Source organism: Carboxylicivirga mesophila (genome assembly GCF_018271975.1).
GTDB lineage: Bacteria > Bacteroidota > Bacteroidia > Bacteroidales > Marinilabiliaceae > Carboxylicivirga > Carboxylicivirga mesophila.
In genome coordinates, this window is the sequence record NZ_JAGUCN010000010.1 from 53,994 (window position 1) to 77,001 (window position 23,008).

21 protein-coding genes and 1 riboswitch are annotated in these 23,008 nt (G+C 41.7%); of the genes, 16 read left to right on the forward strand and 5 right to left on the reverse strand.

The genetic code is table 11. The features are described 5' to 3' along the window. The first annotated feature begins 26 nt into the window (after window positions 1-26). The 3 genes from KEM09_RS10080 to KEM09_RS10090 all read left to right on the forward strand — a co-directional run bounded on the left by KEM09_RS10080 (window position 27) and on the right by KEM09_RS10090 (window position 3,089). Window positions 27-1,103: a nickel-binding protein gene (locus KEM09_RS10080; RefSeq protein WP_212228019.1), complete on the forward strand. Its 1,077-nt coding sequence runs from the start codon at window positions 27-29 to the stop codon at window positions 1,101-1,103. Window positions 1,104-1,250: 147 nt separating this feature from the next. Beyond that, on the forward strand, window positions 1,251-2,636 hold the full coding sequence (locus KEM09_RS10085; RefSeq protein WP_212228020.1) for an FAD-binding oxidoreductase: 1,386 nt from the start codon (window positions 1,251-1,253) through the stop codon (window positions 2,634-2,636). A 54-nt stretch (window positions 2,637-2,690) separates the two neighbouring features. After that, window positions 2,691-3,089, forward strand: a complete 399-nt coding sequence (locus KEM09_RS10090) for a cupin domain-containing protein (RefSeq protein WP_212228021.1) — start codon at window positions 2,691-2,693, stop codon at window positions 3,087-3,089. Window positions 3,090-3,569: 480 nt separating this feature from the next. Here KEM09_RS10090 and KEM09_RS10095 read toward each other — a convergent pair whose 3' ends face one another. Both KEM09_RS10095 and mnmE read right to left on the reverse strand, forming a co-directional pair. Beyond that, window positions 3,570-5,105 (reverse strand): hypothetical protein, encoded by a 1,536-nt coding sequence (locus tag KEM09_RS10095; RefSeq protein ID WP_212228022.1) that lies wholly within the window; start codon window positions 5,103-5,105, stop codon window positions 3,570-3,572. Window positions 5,106-5,679: 574 nt separating this feature from the next. Continuing rightward, window positions 5,680-7,089: a tRNA uridine-5-carboxymethylaminomethyl(34) synthesis GTPase MnmE gene (mnmE, locus tag KEM09_RS10100; RefSeq protein ID WP_212228023.1), complete on the reverse strand. Its 1,410-nt coding sequence runs from the start codon at window positions 7,087-7,089 to the stop codon at window positions 5,680-5,682. Between the two features lie 142 nt (window positions 7,090-7,231). Beyond that, window positions 7,232-7,436: riboswitch (cobalamin riboswitch) on the forward strand. Between the two features lie 273 nt (window positions 7,437-7,709). Here mnmE and KEM09_RS10105 point away from each other — a divergent pair. From KEM09_RS10105 to tnpA, 13 genes are all read left to right on the forward strand, one after another. Next, window positions 7,710-8,306 (forward strand): precorrin-2 dehydrogenase/sirohydrochlorin ferrochelatase family protein, encoded by a 597-nt coding sequence (locus KEM09_RS10105; protein WP_212228025.1) that lies wholly within the window; start codon window positions 7,710-7,712, stop codon window positions 8,304-8,306. Then, window positions 8,307-9,086: a uroporphyrinogen-III C-methyltransferase gene (cobA, locus tag KEM09_RS10110; RefSeq protein ID WP_212228027.1), complete on the forward strand. Its 780-nt coding sequence runs from the start codon at window positions 8,307-8,309 to the stop codon at window positions 9,084-9,086. After that, window positions 9,079-9,957: a sirohydrochlorin chelatase gene (locus tag KEM09_RS10115; RefSeq protein WP_212228029.1), complete on the forward strand. Its 879-nt coding sequence runs from the start codon at window positions 9,079-9,081 to the stop codon at window positions 9,955-9,957. The genes cobA and KEM09_RS10115 overlap by 8 nt, the downstream gene beginning before the upstream one ends. A 9-nt stretch (window positions 9,958-9,966) precedes the next feature. Beyond that, window positions 9,967-10,692 (forward strand): precorrin-2 C(20)-methyltransferase, encoded by a 726-nt coding sequence (cobI, locus tag KEM09_RS10120; protein ID WP_212228031.1) that lies wholly within the window; start codon window positions 9,967-9,969, stop codon window positions 10,690-10,692. A gap of 21 nt (window positions 10,693-10,713) precedes the next feature. After that, a complete protein-coding gene (cobJ, locus tag KEM09_RS10125; protein ID WP_212228033.1) occupies window positions 10,714-12,105 on the forward strand; it encodes a precorrin-3B C(17)-methyltransferase in 1,392 nt (463 codons plus the stop codon). After that, window positions 12,098-13,291 carry a precorrin-6y C5,15-methyltransferase (decarboxylating) subunit CbiE gene (gene cbiE / locus KEM09_RS10130; RefSeq protein WP_212228035.1) on the forward strand — a complete coding sequence of 398 codons (1,194 nt, stop codon included), beginning with the start codon at window positions 12,098-12,100 and terminating at the stop codon, window positions 13,289-13,291. The genes cobJ and cbiE overlap by 8 nt, the downstream gene beginning before the upstream one ends. Window positions 13,292-13,306: 15 nt before the next feature. Next, complete coding sequence (gene cobM, locus KEM09_RS10135; RefSeq protein WP_212228037.1) at window positions 13,307-15,133, forward strand: precorrin-4 C(11)-methyltransferase; 1,827 nt, start codon at window positions 13,307-13,309, stop codon at window positions 15,131-15,133. Next, window positions 15,126-16,964 (forward strand): cobalt-precorrin-5B (C(1))-methyltransferase CbiD, encoded by a 1,839-nt coding sequence (gene cbiD / locus KEM09_RS10140; protein WP_212228039.1) that lies wholly within the window; start codon window positions 15,126-15,128, stop codon window positions 16,962-16,964. Before cobM ends, cbiD begins: the two co-directional genes overlap by 8 nt. Window positions 16,965-16,993: 29 nt before the next feature. Continuing rightward, window positions 16,994-17,758, forward strand: coding sequence for an energy-coupling factor ABC transporter permease (locus KEM09_RS10145; protein ID WP_244824946.1), 765 nt, complete (start codon window positions 16,994-16,996; stop codon window positions 17,756-17,758). After that, entirely contained in the window at window positions 17,745-18,047 is a 303-nt protein-coding gene (locus tag KEM09_RS10150) for an energy-coupling factor ABC transporter substrate-binding protein (protein WP_212228041.1), read from the forward strand. Before KEM09_RS10145 ends, KEM09_RS10150 begins: the two co-directional genes overlap by 14 nt. After that, a complete protein-coding gene (locus tag KEM09_RS10155) occupies window positions 18,037-18,795 on the forward strand; it encodes an energy-coupling factor transporter transmembrane component T (protein ID WP_212228043.1) in 759 nt (252 codons plus the stop codon). Before KEM09_RS10150 ends, KEM09_RS10155 begins: the two co-directional genes overlap by 11 nt. A 1-nt stretch (window position 18,796) precedes the next feature. Next, a complete protein-coding gene (locus KEM09_RS10160; protein ID WP_212228045.1) occupies window positions 18,797-19,549 on the forward strand; it encodes an energy-coupling factor ABC transporter ATP-binding protein in 753 nt (250 codons plus the stop codon). Window positions 19,550-19,866: 317 nt separating this feature from the next. Then, window positions 19,867-20,313 (forward strand): IS200/IS605 family transposase, encoded by a 447-nt coding sequence (gene tnpA, locus KEM09_RS10165; RefSeq protein ID WP_212228046.1) that lies wholly within the window; start codon window positions 19,867-19,869, stop codon window positions 20,311-20,313. Between the two features lie 298 nt (window positions 20,314-20,611). Here the strand turns inward: tnpA and KEM09_RS10170 are convergent, their stop codons facing one another. The 3 genes from KEM09_RS10170 to rsmI are packed head-to-tail and all read right to left on the reverse strand — an operon-like array spanning window position 20,612 to window position 22,983. Continuing rightward, window positions 20,612-21,304, reverse strand: a complete 693-nt coding sequence (locus tag KEM09_RS10170) for a YjjG family noncanonical pyrimidine nucleotidase (protein ID WP_212228047.1) — start codon at window positions 21,302-21,304, stop codon at window positions 20,612-20,614. A gap of 58 nt (window positions 21,305-21,362) precedes the next feature. Then, window positions 21,363-22,232 (reverse strand): Cbp1 family collagen-binding glycoprotein adhesin, encoded by an 870-nt coding sequence (locus KEM09_RS10175; protein ID WP_212228048.1) that lies wholly within the window; start codon window positions 22,230-22,232, stop codon window positions 21,363-21,365. Window positions 22,233-22,263: 31 nt separating this feature from the next. Next, complete coding sequence (rsmI, locus tag KEM09_RS10180) at window positions 22,264-22,983, reverse strand: 16S rRNA (cytidine(1402)-2'-O)-methyltransferase (RefSeq protein WP_212228049.1); 720 nt, start codon at window positions 22,981-22,983, stop codon at window positions 22,264-22,266. Window positions 22,984-23,008 lie beyond the last annotated feature (25 nt).

Here is a 23,008-nt window from a genome sequence, read left to right on the forward strand (position 1 = left end):
AAAAGAAGATCATTATGCCAATATACATGGATCGTCACGATTTACCAGGTGTAACGGCTCAAGATGTAGCTGAAGCTCATCAGCAGGATTTAAAGATTCAACACTTGTATAACTGCCGGGCATTAACATATTGGTTTGATGAAGAGAGGCAAACAGCATTTTGTTTGATTGAGGCACCAACCAAAGAGTCCGTTAAAGAATTGCATAAAAATGCACATGGTCTGGTTCCTCATCAGATTGTTGAGGTCGATAATCAGGTCGTTGAATCATTCTTGGGAAGAATAAAGGATCCTGATGATATCAGGCATGATAGTTCGCTTTATCTTAAAGAATCGGCACTACGTTTTTTATTGGCTTTTCGATATTTTTTTATTGGACAGAGCAGTAATCAAACTCAAGATAATATTTTAGCTGAAATACAAGTTGTTTTAAAAAAGCATAATGGGAGGTTAGCAGATCGTATTGGTAACACAGAGCTTTGTTCATTTACTGCTGCCGAAGATGCCATAAAATGTGCTAACGAGGTACGTCATCTTGTTCTTGCAACCAACAATTCGGGTATATCTCGTAATAAAATTAAATTAGGCCTATATGCCGGCACTCCAATAGATAATGATACTAATTTCTTTGGTCATTCTATCAATATGTCCAAATACCTGTGTTTTGTTTCAAATAATAACGGCATTATGGTATCACATACTGTAAAAGATTATTGTCAGCATAAAGGATTAGAATGTTGCAAGGGTATTGATGGGCTTAAGCTTTTAGCACCAATGGAGGAGCGTTTTTTGGCACAACTTGGCAAGAAATTGGATCAATTGGGTCATTTACCAGGATTCACCATTAATGATTTAGCAATTGAATTAGGATTAAGCAAATCGCAACTGTATAGAAATGTTGTGGCACTGTCAGAAATATCTCCAAATGAGCTGATTAAAGAGTTTAAATTAGACAATGCTCTCGTTATGCTTGAACGGCAGCATAAAACAATTGCCGAAGTTTCTTTTGAAAACGGATTTGGAAGCCCGTCTTATTTTTCTAAATGTTTTAAGAAAAGATTCGGCATCTCGCCCTCTTCTTATCTTGCCTCCTCAATAGGTTGACTTAATAGTTATAGGATTTAAAAGGTAATTATTGCTTAGTTGTTATTAACACCATCTAGGAATTGAATTGATTTTACCAGTATTTGAATCAATATTGCTAGTTCTGTCTTTCTTTTTGCGCATAAATTGCATATAAAAGATAAAGGCATGCAAAAATCATTAAAAGATATAAATCCTTCTAAAGTAGAAGAATTTATTACTCAGATACGAGGTGATGTTGTTCTTCAAAACGATAAGCAATATGATAATGCCCGGCAGGTATATAATGCAATGATAGATAAATACCCATCTTTGATTGCATATTGTCAGGATGTTACTGATGTTCGTTTGTCTGTTAATTTTGCTCGTGATAATAATCTTCTGCTGGCCATCAGGGGAGGTGGTCATAATGGTGGTGGTTTAGGAATATGCAATGATGGAGTGGTAATAGACCTGTCAAGGCTTAAAAACGTTAGGGTTGATACATCTGATAACACCGTTCGGGTAGCCGGAGGCAACCTATGGGGCGAGGTGGATCACGTCACCCATTCCTATGGTCTTGCCATACCGGCAGGGATCATTTCAACAACAGGAGTTGGAGGCTTAACACTCGGTGGTGGCGTTGGTTATTTGAGTCGTAAATTTGGTTTAACTATCGACAACTTACTTGAAGCTGATATGGTTTTGGCTGATGGTTCTTTAGTAACGACTAATAAAGATTGTTATCCTGAACTATTTTGGGCAATTAGAGGTGGAGGTGGTAACTTTGGAATAGTTACTTCATTTAAATTTCAGGCTCATCTTTTGTCAACTGTTATTGGAGGTCCAACACTTTGGCCCATCGAACAAACAGAAGAGATCATGGAGTGGTATCATCAGTTTATACACAATGCCCCTGAAGATCTAAACGGGTTTATTGCCACCATGGTTATTCCGGGAGACCCCTTTCCTTCAGAGCTACATGACAAGGCTTTTTGTGGCATTGTATGGTGTTATACAGGTGATAGTGATAGGTTCGAGTCTGACTTTAAGGAAGTTCGTTCGAAGAGTCCCATATTTGAGTTCGTAGGTGAGATGCCATATCCTGCTATTCAAACTCTTTTTGATGGTTTATTACCACCTGGTCTTCAGTTTTATTGGCGCGGCGACTATTTTAAGGACTTAGGTGCAGAAGTTAAGGTGATTCATCGCGAGTTTGGCTCGAAGATACCAACTCCTTTGTCTCAAATGCACATGTATCCACTCAGCGGTGCTGCTGCTAGAGTTAGCAATACCGATACTCCTTGGGCTTATCGCGATGCCAAATATGCGGGTGTTATTGTGGGAATTGATCCTGATCCAACGAATGCAGAAAAGATCACGCACTGGTGTAAATCGTATTGGGAGGCCTTACACCCTTATTCAGCAGGAGGTTCCTATTCAAATTTTATGATGGAAGAAGGACAGGAGCGAGTACAGGCTTGTTATCAGCACAACTACCCACGTTTACTCGAAATCAAAACGAAATATGATCCAGATAATCTTTTTAGGGTTAATCAAAATATAAGACCTTAAAAGAAACAGCAAAATGTACAAGTTAATGTGATTGTTAAATAAAAACTTACAGCTATGAAAATTGCGAAAGAAAATGTGCCGGTAAAAATTAACTCACCGGCAGCTGTTGCCCGACAGAAAACAGGATTTGGTGATTCAACAGGGTATGGTAGAATTAGTGGCGAATTTTTTACTTTGAACAAAGGAACTGATATTTCTCCATTACTCGAAGGATTGCATGAAGACAAATGTCAATGTCCCCATTGGGGCTATGTGTTAGATGGCCGTATCCGGGTAGAATACACAAATGGTACTGAGGAAACTGTTGTAACAGGTGATTTGTTTTATTGGCCTCCCGGACACACAGTTATCGCCGAGGAATCGTCAAATATGGTGTTGTTCAGTCCACAAGATGAACACTCGCATGTAATTAGTCACATTATCAATAAAATGGCTCAACCGGCTAATGGTTGATAATTAACTGAATATAATATGTAGAAAGGGAAGTGTTAAAGGCTTCCCTTTTTTTATACAGTTTATTTGCAAAATCAATTCGAAAATACTAAGGAGTTGATAATTAGATTATAATGTTTTATTTGGTGCAATTGGGGGAAAAGTTGTTTTGTTATTTATTGGGCTGTATATCTGCTTTATAGATGGTGTATTGTCCGGGGTGAATGTAGAAAACATTATCTGGTACATCGTTTAGAAATAAATGGGAGCATTCATATCTTTTACAAAAGTGGCTGAAGTCACAAGGTGTATACAATATCTATCCTTTAAAATAGTGCACTTAGGCTCAATAATCAATTCCTTAAAGTTTTCGTATAAGATAACTTTGAAATGATTACAAATCTTTTGGGACTCTTGGTAGCTAAAAAGAAAGGTGCGTTAACTGCGCACCTTTCTTTGTATTTGATTAAATCAGTATCATGCCATTTTTTAGTATGCAATCTATTTTATTACCTCTTCATCACAACTGCCAGGTCCGATTATACCATTGTTATAGGCATCCAATGTACTGGCTAATTTGGTCCACATATTTTTATCTTTTCCTTTGAAAGAAGCTACCTCATCCGGGCTATATTCTTCAAACAAGTTTGTTGCTTTATTAAATGCATCAATAATATCTCCATTTGAAGCGCCATTAAGCATATTCAGTTCAGCTGCGATATATTGATGGGCCAGTTGATAGTAGGCATTACCAGCCGGTGGGGTCCAAAGTACTTGGTAGTAGCTTAGTCCACTTGAGAAAAAGCCAGTTGATGCCCCCTGTGGCAGTTGAGCCCAGGTATCATCGTAAGGAGCGGGGCCGAATTCAGAATGTGTTTTCCAGTAGCCTTGGGTGAGTGTACATCCATTGTCGCACGGCACCGTAACTGATATTGTCCAGTCATCACTTCCCAAAGTCTGTGTATCATTCGTTTCGAAGCTTGCTGTGTTTGTGAACTCATACTCACCGCATTCACTTGGAGGGCTAAGTGTATATTCAAATATATAAGGAGAGTCACTGCCGCAAATAATGCCAAGCAAGCCACCGAATTTATCATCACTGACTGTGATACATTCGTCAATTTCATTAGTTGGTTCTCCAAAAGTATAATCAGCAGTGGCAATACCTCCTTCCACCATTGGGGTGCTGGTTACTACTGTTACAGTATTGGTGCCATCCGCACCAGAAGGCAGATCGGCGTAGTAATCACATTCTAGTGTTTCTCCAGGTGCAAGTGTGTGTGGCAGTTCGCATGCCAAAGTTGCTGTTACTCCTCCTGCAATATCTGTTATGTCAGTAACAACAGCTTCCAGTGGTGTTTCGTTAAGTATAGTGATAGTGCCGCTTACTTTCCAGTCGCTGTCAACTGCAGATGCAGTAGTGGTGACATCATAATTCACATTGAATACCTGTCCTTCAGAAAGCACCAGTTCTGATTTATCTGCAACTTTATCAATTACCCAATCCCATTTTCTGGTGAATTCTGTTTCAGCCGTTTTAGCAACAGTCAATTGATAATGAAAAACAAAGTTTACATGGCTAAAGTCGGCATATGAGCCACTTGGATTGACAGGACAGTGTAGGTTGCCATCGTTTTTCGGTTTTGGACTTTCACCAGTATAGTCATAGTCGTTGTATTTATCGCTACCTTTCGCATACACGTGATCGATTACAATATTGTCGGATACTTCCCAGGTCATCACTTGTCCGCACGATTCATTGCTAAATGCAATAGTTACCGTGCCAGCACCAAGAGCGTACGTTCCTGCTACTGGTGGATCAATTTTCACATTCGTGGATGTCACCGCGGGGGTATTGCCATCTACTACAACTGGGATAATGTCTACCGGAACTGTGGGATCGGTACTTGAACAGGTTGATTTTAATGTCATCGAATTTTCGGACTCAATGAATTCCTTCTTTTCTTCATCGCAACCAATACCCATTAGCAGTATCGACAAAGAGAGTACTACTTTAAATGCATTAATTTTTTTCATTGTTTACAGGTTTTAAGTTTCCTAATAAGCGATAGAGTAATGCAGATGTTAAGGTGATGCTATGGGAGATTTAGCTGTTTCTCCCACAAACAACATTATAATCAAATGATAGCTGATAACTATTTCCCTTGTTTAAAATTATCAGACCCGCCTAAAATAGCACGCCTGGTAAATTTCGTCAAGGGTAATTGCCTTATAAATGATTGCCAGATCTTAATAACTATAGAATAGCAGAACTTACTTCCATTAATTTGTGGCTGGTGAAAAAGGATGATAAGTGTCGATGTAACTAATAGGTATTCAGTGTTATAGGTGAGGTGTGAATCTTAATGTATTAATGCTATTCTGAAATTGCATCATTTGTATCACATTGAGGTATTGCATTATTGAGCTAATCCATAATTAAATCTTATGGATCCGCTTGGTTTAGTTGGGTAGAGTGCAAATTGTATATTACTAAGTTGGCATATACTCTAGGAAACTAGTTTTTATTCTTGCTTCAAAAACTTTGTATTTATGAACAAATTTTGTATGCTTGACGTGTATTTAAGCATCTAAATATCAGTGTTATAAATCATTTTCCGATACAGAAATTCTTAAAAATGTTACCTAACACTTCATCTGTGTTGATCTGTCCGGTGATCTCACCTAAGAAATGAAGCACTTCGCGAATGTCCTGAGCAAGAAAATCACCTGTAATACCAGATTGCAGGCCATCAACCACGCGCAGGATGGCTTCGTGCGATTTTTGTAGAGCCTCGTAGTGACGCACATTGGTGACAATCACCTCGTCATTGTCGATAGCTGAGAGATTAACGGTTTTGAGCAGAGCGGCTATTAAAGCATCGATATTCAATTGTTGCTTAGCAGAGATGGGCACTATGGCATCGGTGCCGGATAACTCTTTGAAACTGCTCTTCTGGAAGCGCTCCTGAACACCGTCGTTGGCCAAATCAGTTTTGTTAATAACCACAATCAGCTGCTGATGATCATCCATGCGTTTTTTTACATCAGTAATGGCATCATGTATCTTATTATCCGGATCGTTAACATCAAGCATGAGTAAGATAATGGTTGCCTTACTGATTTTAGCATAAGTGCGCTCGATACCAAGGTTTTCAATCTCATCTTGAGTGGCGCGAATGCCCGCAGTATCGATAAAACGGAAGCTGATACCTTCAATGTTGATGGTATCCTCAATTACATCGCGAGTGGTGCCGTGGATGTCCGATACAATGGCACGCTCTTCCTGCAATAAGGTATTTAGAAGTGTTGATTTGCCGGCGTTGGTGTGTCCCACAATCGCCACCGGAATACCATTTTTGATGGCATTACCCAATGCGAATGAGTTAACCAGCTTTTTCAGTACCGATTCAATTTCAGCAACCAGTTTAGTAAGTTCATTGCGATTGGCAAACTCCACATCCTCTTCGCTAAAATCCAGTTCCAGTTCAATTAGCGAAATGAAGTTGAGTAGTTGCATGCGCAGATTAATCAATTCACTTGAAAAACCGCCACGCATTTGTTGCAGTGCAACACGTCGGGCTGCTTCGCTTCGTGAGGCGATTAAATCTGCCACAGCTTCAGCTTGCGACAGGTCCATTTTGCCATTTATAAACGCACGTTGGGTAAACTCACCAGCTGTTGCCAGTCGGGCACCGTTTTTTGTGAGTAACTGTAATATCTGCTGCTGAATATAGGGGGCACCATGGCAGGCTATTTCAATAATATCCTCACCTGTAAACGAATGAGGCGCTCTAAAGATGCTAACCAATACTTCGTCTAAGTCTTTGTCGCCATCACTAATGCTGCCAAAATGAATGGTGTTAGCTTTTTGCTCCATTAATTTCTTGTCTGCTTTGGCTGGTCTGAAAACTTTTTCACAGACAGCAATGGATTGATTGCCCGATAGACGGATAACAGCAATGGCACCCATTCCCTGGGCAGTTGATATGGCGCAAATGGTATCTTTTTCGCTTAGCATTTTTTTGGTCTTTCAAACCAGTGCAGAAGCGCTGGCTATGTGTTAGAATCTTTAATAATGTTGCAAATATACGCAATTGAGCCCTTAAACCATTCATTAAAGAAAAATGTCCTCATCGGTTTGGCGCTTGTAAAATTGTATTACATTTGCGATCATAAATGGTGAGTCAAAGTCAACCTATTCGGACTTTGGCGGAAAGAGGGAATCCGGTGTAAATCCGGAGCTGTACCCGCAGCTGTAAGCTCTGTTAACTCCATTGCATAAGGTCACTGTTTCAGTTTAGCGAAATGGGAAGGCGCAATCAGGAGGGAGTAAGTCAGAAAACCTGCCATGTAACAAATAATTATTAATCAAAGCTTTCGGGTTTAAAAGTTTGATACATGAATAAAAAGCATATCAATAGTTACGGCGCTTAATAGGTGCAGATAGTAATGGCGACAGGCCGTTTCAGATGGGTTATTAACCAATTTGACTGAAACGTATGGTTGCAGGATGTTGTATGCTTTTTTATGCATTTCACTTTCATTCCGGGGCGTTAAAGTGTGTTATGAATAAACATTTTAATGGCTTGATGTATCAAGAGGACAGAACAGGTGTGTTAAATACCAAACAGGCTTAACATGCAGTTCTATCCAATTCATATCAACATAAAAGATAAAGCTTGTTTAGTTGTTGGTGGCGGTAAAGTTGCTCAACGAAAAGTGAATAAATTGCTGTCTGCCGGTGCAGCCGTAACTGTCATTTCCAAAGAATTAACACCGGCTCTGCAGGAGTTACTTGGTGATAACAGGATGAAGCATATCAACCGATGTTATAACAACAACGATGTCGTTGGCTTTTTCCTGGTATTTGCCGCTACCAATAACAAAACAATCAATCAGCAAATCATCTCAGAGGCACAAGAGAATGGTGTACTGGCAAATAGTGTGGATGGTGCCGATAAGGGCAACTTCATCATTCCCGCCACTTGTCAGGTTGGGCATCTGAATGTGGGGATTACCACCGAAGGAACTTCTCCTGCATTATCTGCACGTTTACGTAAATACTTTATGGCCAAATTAACAGCAGTTACGCCTGAAGCGATAGAGCAGATTGGTGCGAAACGGAAGCAATATCTTGAAACCGGAGACCTGGCCCGTCAGGATGAAATGAATGCTTTGATTGATGAGTTAATCAGTCAGATAGAAAATTACAATGTAGACCTTAACTCAATATAAATGAATCCCAACTACGGTAAAGTATGGTTGGTTGGCGCCGGTCCCGGCGATGCCGATTTAATCAGCTTAAAAGCTGTGAAGTTGCTCAAACAGGCCGATATCGTTTTATACGACTACCTGGTTAATAAAGAACTACTTGACTATTGCCCTGATGCTTGCGAAATGGTTTACGTGGGGAAGAAGAAGGATAAGCACACTTTTCCACAGGAAGAACTAAATGAGTTGATAGCCCATTATGCTTCAAAAGGTCAGAATATTGTGCGTTTAAAGGGTGGTGATCCTTTTGTGTTCGGACGAGGAGTAGAGGAAATAATGACCCTTATCGAATATGGAATTGATTACGAGGTGGTCCCCGGCATTACTTCGGGTGTAGCCGTACCTGCTTACATGGGGATTCCTGTAACAGCCCGTCATGTGGCTTCGTCGGTAACATTCGTAACCGGGCACCCAGCAAAAGGAAACAATTCTGTTGATTGGCAAGCCTTGGCAAAAGCATCAGATACATTGGTTGTGTATATGGGCGTGAGTAATGCGCAACGCATCGCCAATGAATTGATTACTGGTGGTAAGAAAGAGGAGACTCCGGTGGCCCTGATTCGCTGGGGAACTTACCCGCAACAAGAAATGCTGACAGCTACGCTTAAAACCATTGGCGATGTTATGGAGGATAAAGGGTTCTTACCTCCAGCTTTAATGGTCATTGGCGAAGTAGTCAACTTTTCCGAACAACTCAAACCGGTTATTCAATCTGTTAAACCTCAAGAATTAATACATGTCTAAAAAAGGAGTTTTAATCTGTGGTCATGGTACCCGTGTGAAAAGAGGCGAAGAGGCCTTTTTAAAATACACAAAACAAATAGAGGCTTTATTAACCGATTATGAAGTGGAAGCTGGATTTCTCGAATTATCGGAACCTGGTTTTGAGGAGGGAGTGAAACGTTTGGCTCAGCGCGGCGTAACAGAGATTGTTGCTGTTCCTGTGTTTTTGTTTACCGGGGTCCATATCCAAAAGGATATTCCTTGCATGCTCTATCAGTTGCAGGCTAAGTACAACGTATCTATTAGTATGGCGCACTATATTGGGGATTGCGATGAGATGCTGCATCTGTCAAACGATCTGATTAGTAAAGCGCTGAATGGCGCAGAAGTGGAGGCGAATGATACATTACTGTTTGGTTTGGGCGTTGGTGCTTCGAAAGTTGCAGCTAATGGCGATTTAGCACGATTAACACGCATGGTCCAGGAGACGAATAAGTACGCTTTTAGCATAAATGGTTACTGTAGCCGGATGACTTATCCATCAGTGGCTGAGGCATTATCTATTTGCGAAAAGTTACCATATAAAAATATAATAGTCGTTCCTTATGTGTTCTTCCCTGGTGTTTACATGGATAAAGCACATGATTTACTGGACGAATTTTCAAAACAGCATCCGGATCGCAAAGTGTTTATGGCACCATTGTTAAGCGAATCGGAGGATCTGGCGCAAATATTAATTAAGCGTTTGGAGAGTGCTGAGCGGGGGGAAGTGGATATGATTTCGTCCGTAGATAAGGAAACGTTGGAGAATTACGTGCCGCATCATCACCATGGGCATGATCACGGTCATCACCATCATCACGGACACGATTGTTGTGGCCATCATCACTAACAGATAGACATGAAACAAACAATATACGGTGTGGCACTTGGTCCCGGTGATCCGGATTTGATCACCATTAAGGCACTCAAAACACTACAGCAGGCGGATGTCATTTATTATCCTGAAACAACCAATGAAAAAGGGATGAAGAGTTCCATGGCAATGCGTGTACTTGGCTCGTTGGAGATTGATGAGACAAAGTTTCGTCCGGTTTCAGTGGCGATGAAATACGATCGTTCAGAGGTGAATGAAACTTATCGTCAGTTGGCCGCTAAATGCATTCAGCATGCCAAGGCAGGAGAGATGGTGGCCGTTGTCAGTGAAGGAGATATCGCTTTTTACAGCACATTTGCCTACTTGATTGATGATTTTAAAAAGGCTGGTGTGAAATACGAAATGATTCCGGGTGTGCCGGCATTTATATTAGGAGGATCATTAGGGCTAGAGCCAATTTGTAAGCAAACAGATAAAGTGCTGGTTGTTCCTGAAGTGAAGAGTGAAAACCAGCTTGGTGAGTATGTCAGCGCTAATGAAACGGTGGTGATTATGAAGGTGTCGAAGCTAAAGGACTGGATTGCTGGATTTTTGCAGAAGCATCAGCTCGACTTCTTCTATGGCGAATACATGGGTGCAGACAAGCAGTTTACAACCAGAGATGTATCCGTTTTAACCGAGCGAAGGATACCCTATTTTTCAATCATCATTATCCGTAACGAGGAGCAAATTAAGCTAACTAATAGCTGAGCAAAAAGTACGTAAATACATATGAGCAATATAAAAGTAATAGGTTTAGGGCCAGGAAATCCAGAGTTGTTTTTAAAGCCGGCCATTGATGCTATTAAAGAGGCAGATGTGGTGATAGGCTACAAATATTATTTCCAGTTTATTCAATGTTACCTGGCCGAAGGAACGGAGTGTATTGATACTGGCATGCGTCAGGAGGTGGAGCGTGCAAAAATCGCCTTTGAAAAAGCTGAAGCGGGTCAGAGAGTCGCTGTTATCAGTTCAGGTGATGCCGGTATTTATGGCATGGCTTCGCTTATTTTGGAGATGGCGGATAAACGTCAGTCATCGATTCCGGTTGAGGTGGTGCCTGGTATTTCTGCTTTTCAGGCTGCCGCTGCCAAACTGGGGGCGCCCTTGAGTCACGATTTTGTGATTTTATCGCTTTCTGACTTATTAACGCCGTGGAAACTGATTGAAAAACGGATGAAGGCAGCGGCAATGGGCGATTTCGTGACAGTCCTTTACAATCCGCGCAGCAAGAAACGCTACTGGCAGCTGTATCGCTTACAAGAGCTCTTTCTCGAGGAGCGTTCACTATCAACGCCTGTTGCTGTATTGCGACAGGTTGAACGTGAAGAGGAGCATATTACATTAACTACTTTGGGTGAGTTTGATCCAGAGATTGTGGATATGTTTTCCATCGTTGTGATTGGTAACTCGCAAAGCTATGTGTCCAATAACAAGTTTATCACGCCGCGCGGTTATTATTCCAAATACGAGCAGGAAGGCGCTCCGGGTCCGTTAATTATGCAGGAGAGCTTTCGAACCATTGCCGGGCAATTGGCCGATTTGGATATTTCTCACGAGGAGAAATGGGTGATGATGCACTGCATTCACACAACGGCTGATTTTGAAATGAAACAGCTCTTACGCGTTAAAAACGAAGCCGTGGCACGTATGAATGAGTATCTGCTAAACGGCGGAACCATTATTACCGATGTTACCATGGTGCAGAGCGGCATTCGCAAAAAAGCGTGTGAGCGTTATGGCATTAATGTTAAATGCTATTTGCACGATGAGCGTACAGTAGCTTTGGCGCAGGAAAAAAACATTACGCGCACACAGGCAGGTATTCGCCTGGCGATTGAGGAACATCCCGATGCTTTATATGTCTTTGGTAATGCGCCAACTGCATTGATTGAATTGACTGAGCTAATGCGTAGAAAGGACTTTCAGCCGGCTGGTGTCATTGGTGCGCCTGTGGGTTTTGTTAATGTGGAGGAGTCGAAGCATCGTCTGATGACTTTCAAGAATCTGCCGTACATTAGTATTGAAGGGCGCAAAGGTGGCTCTAATCTGGCAGCGACAATCGTAAATGCGGTACTGAGTCGCGACGAGGCCGTAACGCTTAAACCTGGTCGTGATGTGTAGTTTTCGCGTAGTTGGCATCAGCGACGAAACAAGTCCTGTTTTTAGTGATGAGGTGAATGGCATCATTGCATCTGCTCATTACTTCTCGGGTGGTGCGCGTCATTATGAGCTTGTGAAACACTTACTGCCTGTTCATCACCTTTGGATTGAAGTGGAGGTGCCTTTGCAGCTTACTTTTGAGCAATATCGTGCACTGAATGAAGAGATAGTGGTATTTGCTTCGGGCGATCCGCTCTTTTTCGGAATTGCCAACACACTGAAACGCGAATTCCCGGATGCACCACTGAAGGTGTATCCTACATTTAACAGCCTGCAAATGCTGGCTCATCATTGTCATCTGCCCTATGGCATGATGAAGGTGGCAACATTAACCGGTCGACCATGGAGTAATCTCGAAAAAGAACTGATTACTGGTTCGGAGCTGATTGGTGTGCTCACGGATAAAAACAAAACACCTGCTGCCATTGGTCAGCGAATGAAAGAGGCTGGTTTGCTCAATTACAAGGTGTATCTTGGTGAGCGTATGGGGGGTGAACTCCAAGTCGTTCGTGAGTTGTCGGTTGATGAACTGGCATCTGTTGAAAGCATCATGCCCAATTGTTTAATTCTGGAAAAAACAACTCATTTTGAGCGTACTTTTGGCATTCCAGAAGAGGGTTTTCACCATCTTGAGGGAAGACCTAAGATGATAACCAAACGCAGCATTCGTCTGATGACTTTATCCATGCTTAAATTGGATACGGCCAAAGTATTATGGGATATTGGCTTTTGTACAGGTTCGGTTTCTATCGAAGCCAAACAGATGGCACCGCAGATGGAGGTTTTTTCCATCGAGAAGCGTGAGGAATCGAGAGCGTTAATGCAGAAGAATCAACAGAAATTCCGTATTCCGGGCATCAATTATTGTATTGATGATTTTTACACATTCGATCTCTCTCAATGGAAAGCTCCCGACAGGATTTTTATTGGCGGACATGGCGGACGTTTGAAAGAAATGGTTACCCGTTTGGAAACTTACTTACAACCGGGTGGCATCATGGTTTTTAACGCAGTAAGTGATGAAACTGCTACTGCGTTTAAGGAAGCCATCGAAGCAGTAGCGATGACCATAAGCGATAAGATGCTTATACAGCAGGATGACCATAATCCTGTTACTCTTTATCAGGCAATAAAAAATAATAGCTAGCACAAGTTTTTTAATATGAACAAAACAGCAATCATTGTAAATAATCGCCATGCCTTGCCTTTGGCCAATACGCTTCAACAAGAGCTCGATGCAGTCATTTATTCAACAAGTGGCTATGATGGCACACAGGCGATTGAGTCATTATCTGGTTTCATAGTAGCGCATTTTAATGAGTTGGATAGCCTGATTTTCATAGGCGCATTGGGAATTACGGTTCGCTCTGTTGCGCCAGTTTTGGGCAGCAAACAAACTGATCCTGCTGTGCTTAATATTGATATCCATGGTCGTTTTGTGCAGCCTGTTGTGTCGGGTCATAAAGGCGGTGCCAATGAGCTGGCTAAGCGAGTGGCACGTATCACAGGCGGTCAGGCTATTGTGACTACAGCGAGTGATTCTCTTGAATTGTGGCCATTGGATATTATCGGAAATAACTTTGGCTGGACCAACGAGTATCTGGGCTTGAGTGAGAATGAATTCATTGCGAGCTTTGTGAATGGGGCTTCAACGGCTTTAGTGCTCGAAACAAAAGATGCAGGAACACTGCACCTCGAAAATACTTTACCAGATCATGTAACACTCTTTCACCACTTTAGTGAGGTGGACGAGTCGCAGTTTGAACTAATTATTGCCGTGTCGCCCTATATCAGTGAAATTGACATACCTTGCTTATTCTTCAGGCCTAAGTGTCTGGTGCTTGGTGCGGGTTCTCAGAAGGGTTTATGTTCCGAATATTTCAATAAGGCTATTTGTACTATTCTTGAGGAGGAAGGTTTAAGCTGTGCCTCTGTAAAGGCTTTGCATACCATTGATATTAAGAAGGACGAGCAGGCGTTTATTGATGTAGCACAGCAGAGAAATATTAGTCTGGTAACCCATACTGCAAGTGATTTAAACCGTGTGGCTGATAAACTGAAGATATCAGAAGCGGCACTTAACGCAACCGGTGCAAGTAATGTGTCAGAAGCTGCGGCTTTATTGGGTTCAGGTAATCTTAATCTGTTGCTCGAAAAAACTAAAGGTTGCGATGAGGCAGGGAAGCATTTTACTTTAGCAATTGCTATGGATTTAGCGCAGGAACGACGCGGTCAAGTTGTGATTGTTGGTGCTGGTCCTGGTGACCCTGAATTAGTTTCGGTGAAGGGAAAACGCTTGTTACAGGCTGCTGATCTGATTCTTTATGCGGGCAGTTTGGTGCCTGAACAATTGACACATTATGCCAAGGAAGGTTGTGTGGTGCGCAATTCTGCACAAATGGATTTGGAAGAGCAGTTTGACACCATGAAAGAGACCTATGATAAAGGAGGTTTGGTGGTGCGTTTGCATACAGGTGATCCATGTATTTATGGTGCGATTCAGGAGCAGATGAATTTCTTCGATCAACACAATATGCCATACGAAATTGTACCGGGTATTTCATCGTTTCAGGCTGCCGCCGCGCGACTACAATCGCAGTTTACCATTCCGGAGCGCATTCAAACAATTATACTCACTCGTGGAGAAGGTCGTACGCCAATGCCGCCGCGCGAAAAGCTTTCGGAGCTGGCCAAGTTTCAGAGTACGATTTGTCTGTTCTTGAGTGTTAGTCTGATTGACGAAATGCAGCGTCAGTTGTTGGAAGGTTATCCACCCGAGACACCTGTTGCAGTCTGTTATAAACTAACTTGGAAAGAAGAGAAGATATGGCGAGGTCAGTTGATGGATTTGGCTAAGATTGTTAAGGAGAATAACCTAACGCTAACCGTTATGATTGTAGTTGGCGAAGCCATCGATAATCGCGATAACCGTTCCAGGTTGTACGATCGTAAATTCACACACTTATTTCGTCAGGGCAAAGATGCATAATACTCCTTTCATATTATTGTTTGGTGGTACTACCGAAGGTAAGGCGACGGCTAACTGGTTGAATGATATGGGATTCACCTATTTCTACTCGACCAAAACACCAACTGCTTTCGAGGTGCATGAGGACTGCTTTAAGCTGGAGCAGGCCTTACCTGCCGATGAGATGATTCATTTTTGTAAGGAGCAGAATATTAAACTTATCATTGATGCAGCGCATCCGTATGCCAGGGACTTGCATTGGAATATACATGCTTGCTGTGCGAAGCTGGAATTGGCACACATCCGTATTGAGCGTTCTTTTGCTGACAAAAAGCAAGCTGATAATGTGCATTATCATGAGTCATTGGATGCAATGATTCAGGCTTGTAAAGCGACGGGCTACAATAGGATTTTATCCCTGATGGGTGTTAAAAGCGTTGCCAAGCTGCACGATAGTCTGGATGATGCCGAGGTTTGGTATCGCATATTGGATCGTCCTTTGTCGTGGGATGAGGCTTTGGCTTGTGGAGTGAGTCAGGATAAAATCATGGGTTCATTGGCGTTTGATAACTTCAAAGATGCTGAAGAACTTATTGAGCAAAAAAAGATACAAGTGTTGCTGACAAAAGACAGTGGGCATAATGGCTTGTTTGAACAGAAAGTGGCTTTAGCGCAAAAGTATCAGTTACCGCTGCTTGTGCTCGAACAACCTACATTGCCTGAATTCACCAAAGTTTTTAAATGCCGGGCCGAGTTACGTCAGTACATGGAAGCGAACTATAGCTTGCCAAAGCCAGACTTAGCACATGGATATACCAGCGGCACATGTGCGACCATTTGTGCCAAAGCTGCGGCAACATTATTGCTCACAGGTGAGTGTAACAATAAAATTGCTATTCGTTTGCCCGATGGTGAGCAGGTAAGTATGCCACTACATACGATGGACAAGGAAGAGTATTCGGCTTTTGCAACAGTGATAAAAAACAGCGGCGATGATCCGGATTTGATGGATGGTTTGGTCATCGGCTGTCGTGTTTACCTGAATCAAAAGGGTGATATCCGTTTTGTTAGGGGAGAAGGTGTTGGCATTGTTAAGTTACCAGGTTTGGGTTTGCCGCTTAATGAGCCGGCTGTCAACAAAGTGCCACGTGCGATGATAAAGGCTGAGATGGAACGCTTGCTCGATGAACATGGTTTACCAAATGCTGGATTTGACGTTGAGGTGTTTATTCCGCAGGGCCAACAATTGGCTCTTAAAACCTTTAATCCGCGATTAGGCATCGAAGGCGGTTTATCCATTATTGGCAGTACGGGGCGTATCAAGCCATTTTCATCAGAAGCTTATGTGCAGACCATTCAGCGTCAACTTGATGTGGTTGAGCAAAACAATGCAGAACAGGTCGTATTTAACTCTGGTGGCCGAAGCGAGCGTTACCTGAAAGAGCATTTTAAGCATCTACCTCCTTATTGTTTTGTGCAATATGGCAATTACATCGGAGATGCTTTGAACGCAGCATCACAGCGGAATATTAAAGTGGCGCATTTGGGTATCATGATTGGCAAAGCCGTTAAACTGGCAGCCGGTCATCTTGATACGCATAGTCGTAATGTGGTGATGGATAAAGAGTTTATCGCTCAATTGGTTAGTGTGGCCGGATATTCTGAAAATTATCAGAAACAAATAAAAACTATTCGACTGGCGCGGGAGCTGGAAAGTATCTTTCCTTTCTGCCCGGATGAGCCATTTTTCAAATTACTGAAGCAACGTTGCGAAGAGGTTGCATCTGTCGCGGTTAACGGATATCAACTTCAGCTCATCCTCATTAATAATGACGGTGTGTTGATGAATTAAAGGAAATTAATGTGTAGAAGATATAAATAATGACTAAAAAGAATCTGCTTATACTATTTATTGTGCTGTTGCCTTTACAGGCTTTCGGTATGCACATTATGGAGGGCTATTTGCCAGCGCAATGGTCTGTAATCTGGAGTATTGTATTCATTCCATTTTTATTTCTTGGAGTTAAAAGTGTGCGTCAGCAATTGTCGCAGGCACCCGAGCGACGAATGATACTGGCTATGGTAGTCGCATTCGCGTTTGTGTTGTCATCGCTCAAGCTGCCATCGGTAACCGGTAGTAGCTCACATGCAACAGGTATGGGCTTTGGTACGGCTTTGGTTGGGCCAATGGCTATGTCGGTTGTAGGCTGTATTGTATTACTTTTTCAGGTGTTTTTGTTGGCACATGGTGGCATCACTACATTAGGTGCTAACGCTTTTGCTATGGCCTGTGTTGGGCCGATTATTACGTTTGTTGTGTTTAAGGCATTGCAAAAAAGTAAGTGTTCTTTACGGATTGCGTTGTTTACCGCTGCAGTTATCGGTAATCTGGCAACATATGTTGTCACGTCGATTCAGTTAGCTTTGGCTCATCCCGATTCGATTAGTGGTTTTCAAGGGGCATTCATCAAGTTTATTGGGATTTTTGGTGTTACACAAGTGCCGGTAGCCATCGTTGAGGGCTTGTTAACAGTCATTGTAATTAATGTTTTGGTGCAGAACGATTTTATTAAGGAGTCTGCTATATTTTCACTAAGTACTATTAAGGGGTTCGGAAAAAATAAGCTGGCGCATGAAAACAAATAAGAACTTAAAAAAGCAAAACTACATACTGTTGCTAGTTGTATTGATTATCCCTGTTGTAGCCTTATGGATGGGAGGTGATTCGGAGTTTGGTGGTGCTGATACAATGGCAGCCGATGCTATTGATAACGCCAAGGAAGCTTACACACCATGGTTCGAGTCGGTGTGGGCCCCGCCAGGAGGTGAAACAGAGAGTTTATTGTTTGCTTTGCAGGCTGCTATAGGTACGGGAGTGTTAGCGTATTTTATTGGTTATATCAGAGGTAAAAAAGTAGCTTCAGATGCTAAGTGAAAATCCGGCAATAGCGGGCATATTAAAAGGAACAGGTGAGAAAGTGTTCTTGGTGACAACGTGGCTTGTTTTAGCCATTTCCATACAGCATTGGCTATCGCAAAGCCTTATGCTGATTGCGGGATTAGTGCTTTTATTCCGCTTGGTTCCTAAATCTAATGATAAGTGGCTTTTTTTATTATTTGGAGGAGCATTTATCTTTACCGGAACTCTTGGTTTGATATTTCAAGTAGGTAATCAGACCGCAGATGCTATAATGCAGTTTCAGCTGTTTGGTTTGTGGTGGAATATCACGCAAACGAGTATGCAGCATGCTGGCATAATAGCTCTTAAAGCCATCAACGGTTTGTCTGCTATTCGTTTGGCTATGTATTGTTTGTCGTTTGAAGAGTCAATGACTTTAGCAAAACGTTGTCGTATTCCTGATGTTGTAATTGAATTAATGCTTCTGTCGTATCGTTATTTGTTTGGAATTAAAAAAACTGCCAATGAAGTGATGATGGCTCAACGGCAGCGACTCGGCTATGTAACGCTTAATAATACTATCCGTTCATTCGCCGCAATGCAGTCTGCCGTGTTTATAAAAAGTATGCGATTATCCATGCAAAATTATCAGGCGATGCAGGTTCGGGCGTATCACGGTCGAATATATTGTCCCGAAAAATGGGAGAGGAGTTCTTTCTTGAACGTGCTGGCTATTGCCGGAGTTGCATGTTGTTTTGTGGCATTATCTTTTATCCGTTTATAATATGGCTATAGAGCTAAGAAATATACAATTTACATATCCGTCTGGTATTAAGGCTTTACAAGATATGTCGCTAAGTATTACCAATGGAGAGAAGGTGGTCTTGATGGGAAGTAATGGTTCTGGAAAGTCAAGCTTATGTTTGTTACTTGCAGGTGTAATAAAGCCCGATGAAGGCGACTATTATATTCAGGGACAGCGTTTCCGCTATTGTCGAAAGCACCGAAAGCAACTTTGTCGGAGTATTGGGTATGTTTTTCAGGACCCGGATGTGCAGGTGGTGGCAACACATGTTGATGAGGATGTGGCCTTTGGTTTACGAAATATAGGATTGAAAGAAGAGGACGTGCAGCAGCGCATCACCGTGTATTTGGAGTTAACCGGCATAAGTGATTTAAGAAAGCAAACTGTGCATACCCTGAGTTATGGACAAAAGAAACAGGTGGCGCTGGCTGGTGTATTGGCCATGGAGCCGGAGATTATTATGCTTGATGAGCCCTTTGCCTGGTTGGATTATCGTCAATCGCAACGTTTGTTGGGAATTTTAAATTTGCTCAATGAAATGGGGAAGACGGTTATTGTAAGTACTCACGATTCGCAGTTTGCCTATGAGTGGGCCGATAGAGCTTTGGTAATGCAAAATGGACAATTGAAAGCCGATGGTTCAGCCAGTGAAGTGTTTGCCAGGGAGCAGCTTTTGGAGGAATTAGATATTGCGCCGGTAAAGCAAAACCTATCGTGCCTTCACCACTCATAGAGTTATGGCTGGTTAGTACAGGTCTGTCGACCTGTCTTGATACGCTATTGCCTTTCAGGCAATTTGATAATATTAAGATGTTGCCCTGAAAGGGCTTAATGTATCAAAATTACCTTTGGCCGTCTTGAATCTCTTTTGTTAGCTGTTTGCCTTTTGGCAAGATATTACCGTTAATTAATCAGCTCTGTAAGAGCGGAATGTATCAGAATAGGCCAAAGGCCTGTTTGACTTTGCATAATGTGAATGGGAGGGCTGAAGGCCCGATGTGTCATTTGAGAAATATTTATGTAAATTGGATCCAACCAAACCAATTTATTATGTCACAATCATTATCCAAGGTGTATGTTCACATCGTTTTTTCAACAAAACAGCGTCAAGAATTGATAAATGAAGGAGTAAGAAAAGAACTTCAGGCCTATATGGTTGCTACATTTTCTCAGTTAAACTCCTATGTTGAGGCAATATATGCCAATCCTGAACATGTCCATGTTTTAGCCACACTACCTCGAATACTCAGCATTGCCTCTTTGGTGTCAAAGGTTAAATCATCATCATCTAAATGGATGAAGGGCAAGGGCATTCAGGATTTCTTTTGGCAGGATGGCTATGCTATTTTCTCAGTAAGTGCTTCTAAGGTTGAAACGGTAAAACAGTATATCCTCAAGCAGAAGCAACATCATCAGAGGACCTATTTTAAAGATGAGTTGCGCGAGTTTCTCAAAAGATATAATGTTGAGTTTGATGAGCGATATGTGTGGGATTAAATATATCGTGCCTTCAGCACTCATAGAGTTATGGTTGGTTAGAACAGGTCTGTCGACCTGTCTTGATAAATGATTGCCTTTCAGGCAATTTGATAATATTAGGATGTGGCACTGAAAGGGCTTAATGTATCAAAGTTACGTTTGGCCGTCTTGAATTTGTTTTGTTAGCTGTTTGCCTTACAGGGAAAATATTAGTGTTAACAAAGAAGCTCTGAAAGAGCTAAATATAATAGAACAGGCCATCATCCAGTTTTATGATGTATAATAGGAATGGAAGGGCTGAAGGCCCGATGTGTCTTTACAAAAACTCCAGTAATTCTTTCAAATCACTAATCTCATAGGTGATGTCTTCTTTACAGGCAACCTGTTTGGTGTTAAAAAATACCTGGTCGATACCTGCTTTTTTGGCACCCATAATATCAGCTTCCAGACTGTCACCAATAACTAAACACTCTTTGCGTTTGGCGTGGCAGCTTTTAACTGTGTAATCAAAGAAATAACGGTTGGGCTTTTGAACACCTATCAGCTCAGATATGTAGATATTGGTAAAGAACTGGCGCAAACCGCTGTTAATCAGCTTTTGTATCTGCACTTCCTTAAAGCCATTGGTGATGATGTGCAGTTGATAGTCCTTTTGTAGCTGTTCCAGTACTTCCAGGGTGTTGGGAAACAAAAGTGTTTTAGTGGCACTGATGGACAGGTAATCACTGGCAAATTGCCTGGCTACGGTTAAATCATCAAAGCCCACTTCGGCAAAGGGGAGGTAGAAACGTTGTGTATTCAACGTTTTCTTATCCACTTTATTTCTGCGGTACTGCGCCCACAGATAGAGGTTATGTACCTCGTAGCGCTGATGAAAATCCTCGTAGTCTTTAAAAAAGCGCGATAGCTTATAGGATACAAACATCTCCTTTAAGGTGGCTTCAGAATTAGCTTCGAAATCCCAAAGTGTATGGTCCAGATCAAAAAAGAGATGTTTGTATTGTTTCATATCTGATTAGTCGAATTAACAGGCTTTAGTTGAGTTGAGAAGCCTGTTTGTTATCAAATTACTTACTTACCTGGATTACTAAATGACGACTCATGCTCCAAAAACTCTCCTTGTCTGATATCTTAAGCACCATAGCGCCTTCTTCACTCGCTTCAAGTGTATATGACGATTCCGGATGGTTCGAAAGAATTTTAGCCTTTGCCATATACACATTCAATGAGTCTAGCTCGCGGTAGTCGATGGTTGTGAAATAGTCTTGCGAGTAACCTTCTGCCAGAAGTTTTGCCTTACTTAAGAATCCATCACTCGAAAGTATTTCCTGTTCTTTCAATTCTTTTTTAGTACCAAACACATAATAGGCGCGGTACAGCTTTTCTGTTGTTTCGTCAAGCGCTTGTTGCGTAGCGTATTTTACCCCTTCCAGTGAGTCAACCACAATTTGCAAGCCTTCGATTGTGAAATTTAAATCATCAATCTGCAAACTCTGACTTTCGAGTTTTTGTTGCAGCCTGATGATTTCAACAGTTTTATCTTTAAGTTGCGCATTTAACCGCTTCACCAGCTTATTCAGGTTGGTATTGTTGGCTCCTGATTGCTGAAGTTGTTTTTCCAGCTTGCTTATCTGTTCTTTATTTTGAAGCATCAGGTCATATATTACCTGTATATCGCGGTTGATTCGCTCTTCAAGCGCTTCACCACCTGTTTCGTTACTGGCTACATTCAGTGTTATCAGGTTTTCTTTTTCTTTTATAGCCTGCAGGTTATCATCTATTTCAATTAAGGCAGCTACTAAGTTGTTCATCTGGCGATCTTTTTCCATCGAAAGCATTCTTAGTGAATCCATTTCTTTATCAGAATCAGATGAGCCATTTTTTTGCTGACAGCCAAACAGTGCCAGTAGCAGCGAAAGGGTAAGTAAATATCTCATTTGCAAAATGTTTAAGTGTTTTTATGATGACTTAATGTGAATTGGTTTTGGCCTGTTTATGTTCCTTCTTCTTTTTCTCTTCACTTTTTCCCTCAACAATCACAACTATCTCTCCTTTAACGGTCTTTGATGAAAAATATTGCATAAGTTCATCGAGCGTTCCTTGCTTGTTTTCTTCATGAAGCTTACTAATCTCCCTGGATACCGAGGCTTTTCGATCTGCGCCGAAATGTTCAATAAATTGGCCAAGGGTTTTTACCAACCTGAATGGCGATTCATAAAACACCAAAGTGCGTGTTTCTTCTGCCAATAGTTCCAGTCTTGTTTTTCTACCCTTTTTTTGTGGTAGAAATCCTTCAAAACAAAAGCGGTCATTTGGTAAGCCTGAATTGACCAATGCCGGTACAAAGGCTGTTGGACCAGGCAAACATTCTACCTCAATGCCTTCTTCAACACATTTTTTGACCATCAGGTAACCCGGATCTGATATGGCCGGTGTACCGGCATCAGAAACCAAAGCGCCTGTTTCACCAGCTTTTAGTCGTTCTGCCACTTTATCAACAGACGAGTGCTCGTTAAATTTATGATGCGAAAACATGCGTGTAGAAATATTCAGATGCTTTAACAGAAAGCCTGTGGTGCGTGTGTCCTCAGCCAAAATAAAATCCGCTTCTTTCAATATGCGAATGGCTCTTAAGGTTATATCTTCCAGATTGCCAATAGGTGTTGGAACTATATATAGTTTGCTCATTTATCAGATTGTTGAGTTGCTCATT

What these genes read in the sequence shown, in the direction of transcription:
- KEM09_RS10080 (WP_212228019.1), top strand. Translation starts at nt 27, where the DNA reads ATGGATCGTCACGATTTACCAGGTGTAACGGCTCAAGATGTAGCTGAA.
- KEM09_RS10085 (WP_212228020.1), top strand. Translation starts at nt 1,251, where the DNA reads ATGCAAAAATCATTAAAAGATATAAATCCTTCTAAAGTAGAAGAATTT.
- KEM09_RS10090 (WP_212228021.1), top strand. Translation starts at nt 2,691, where the DNA reads ATGAAAATTGCGAAAGAAAATGTGCCGGTAAAAATTAACTCACCGGCA.
- KEM09_RS10095 (WP_212228022.1), bottom strand. Translation starts at nt 5,105, where the DNA reads ATGAAAAAAATTAATGCATTTAAAGTAGTACTCTCTTTGTCGATACTG.
- mnmE (WP_212228023.1), bottom strand. Translation starts at nt 7,089, where the DNA reads ATGCTAAGCGAAAAAGATACCATTTGCGCCATATCAACTGCCCAGGGA.
- KEM09_RS10105 (WP_212228025.1), top strand. Translation starts at nt 7,710, where the DNA reads ATGCAGTTCTATCCAATTCATATCAACATAAAAGATAAAGCTTGTTTA.
- cobA (WP_212228027.1), top strand. Translation starts at nt 8,307, where the DNA reads ATGAATCCCAACTACGGTAAAGTATGGTTGGTTGGCGCCGGTCCCGGC.
- KEM09_RS10115 (WP_212228029.1), top strand. Translation starts at nt 9,079, where the DNA reads ATGTCTAAAAAAGGAGTTTTAATCTGTGGTCATGGTACCCGTGTGAAA.
- cobI (WP_212228031.1), top strand. Translation starts at nt 9,967, where the DNA reads ATGAAACAAACAATATACGGTGTGGCACTTGGTCCCGGTGATCCGGAT.
- cobJ (WP_212228033.1), top strand. Translation starts at nt 10,714, where the DNA reads ATGAGCAATATAAAAGTAATAGGTTTAGGGCCAGGAAATCCAGAGTTG.
- cbiE (WP_212228035.1), top strand. Translation starts at nt 12,098, where the DNA reads ATGTGTAGTTTTCGCGTAGTTGGCATCAGCGACGAAACAAGTCCTGTT.
- cobM (WP_212228037.1), top strand. Translation starts at nt 13,307, where the DNA reads ATGAACAAAACAGCAATCATTGTAAATAATCGCCATGCCTTGCCTTTG.
- cbiD (WP_212228039.1), top strand. Translation starts at nt 15,126, where the DNA reads ATGCATAATACTCCTTTCATATTATTGTTTGGTGGTACTACCGAAGGT.
- KEM09_RS10145 (WP_244824946.1), top strand. Translation starts at nt 16,994, where the DNA reads ATGACTAAAAAGAATCTGCTTATACTATTTATTGTGCTGTTGCCTTTA.
- KEM09_RS10150 (WP_212228041.1), top strand. Translation starts at nt 17,745, where the DNA reads ATGAAAACAAATAAGAACTTAAAAAAGCAAAACTACATACTGTTGCTA.
- KEM09_RS10155 (WP_212228043.1), top strand. Translation starts at nt 18,037, where the DNA reads ATGCTAAGTGAAAATCCGGCAATAGCGGGCATATTAAAAGGAACAGGT.
- KEM09_RS10160 (WP_212228045.1), top strand. Translation starts at nt 18,797, where the DNA reads ATGGCTATAGAGCTAAGAAATATACAATTTACATATCCGTCTGGTATT.
- tnpA (WP_212228046.1), top strand. Translation starts at nt 19,867, where the DNA reads ATGTCACAATCATTATCCAAGGTGTATGTTCACATCGTTTTTTCAACA.
- KEM09_RS10170 (WP_212228047.1), bottom strand. Translation starts at nt 21,304, where the DNA reads ATGAAACAATACAAACATCTCTTTTTTGATCTGGACCATACACTTTGG.
- KEM09_RS10175 (WP_212228048.1), bottom strand. Translation starts at nt 22,232, where the DNA reads ATGAGATATTTACTTACCCTTTCGCTGCTACTGGCACTGTTTGGCTGT.
- rsmI (WP_212228049.1), bottom strand. Translation starts at nt 22,983, where the DNA reads ATGAGCAAACTATATATAGTTCCAACACCTATTGGCAATCTGGAAGAT.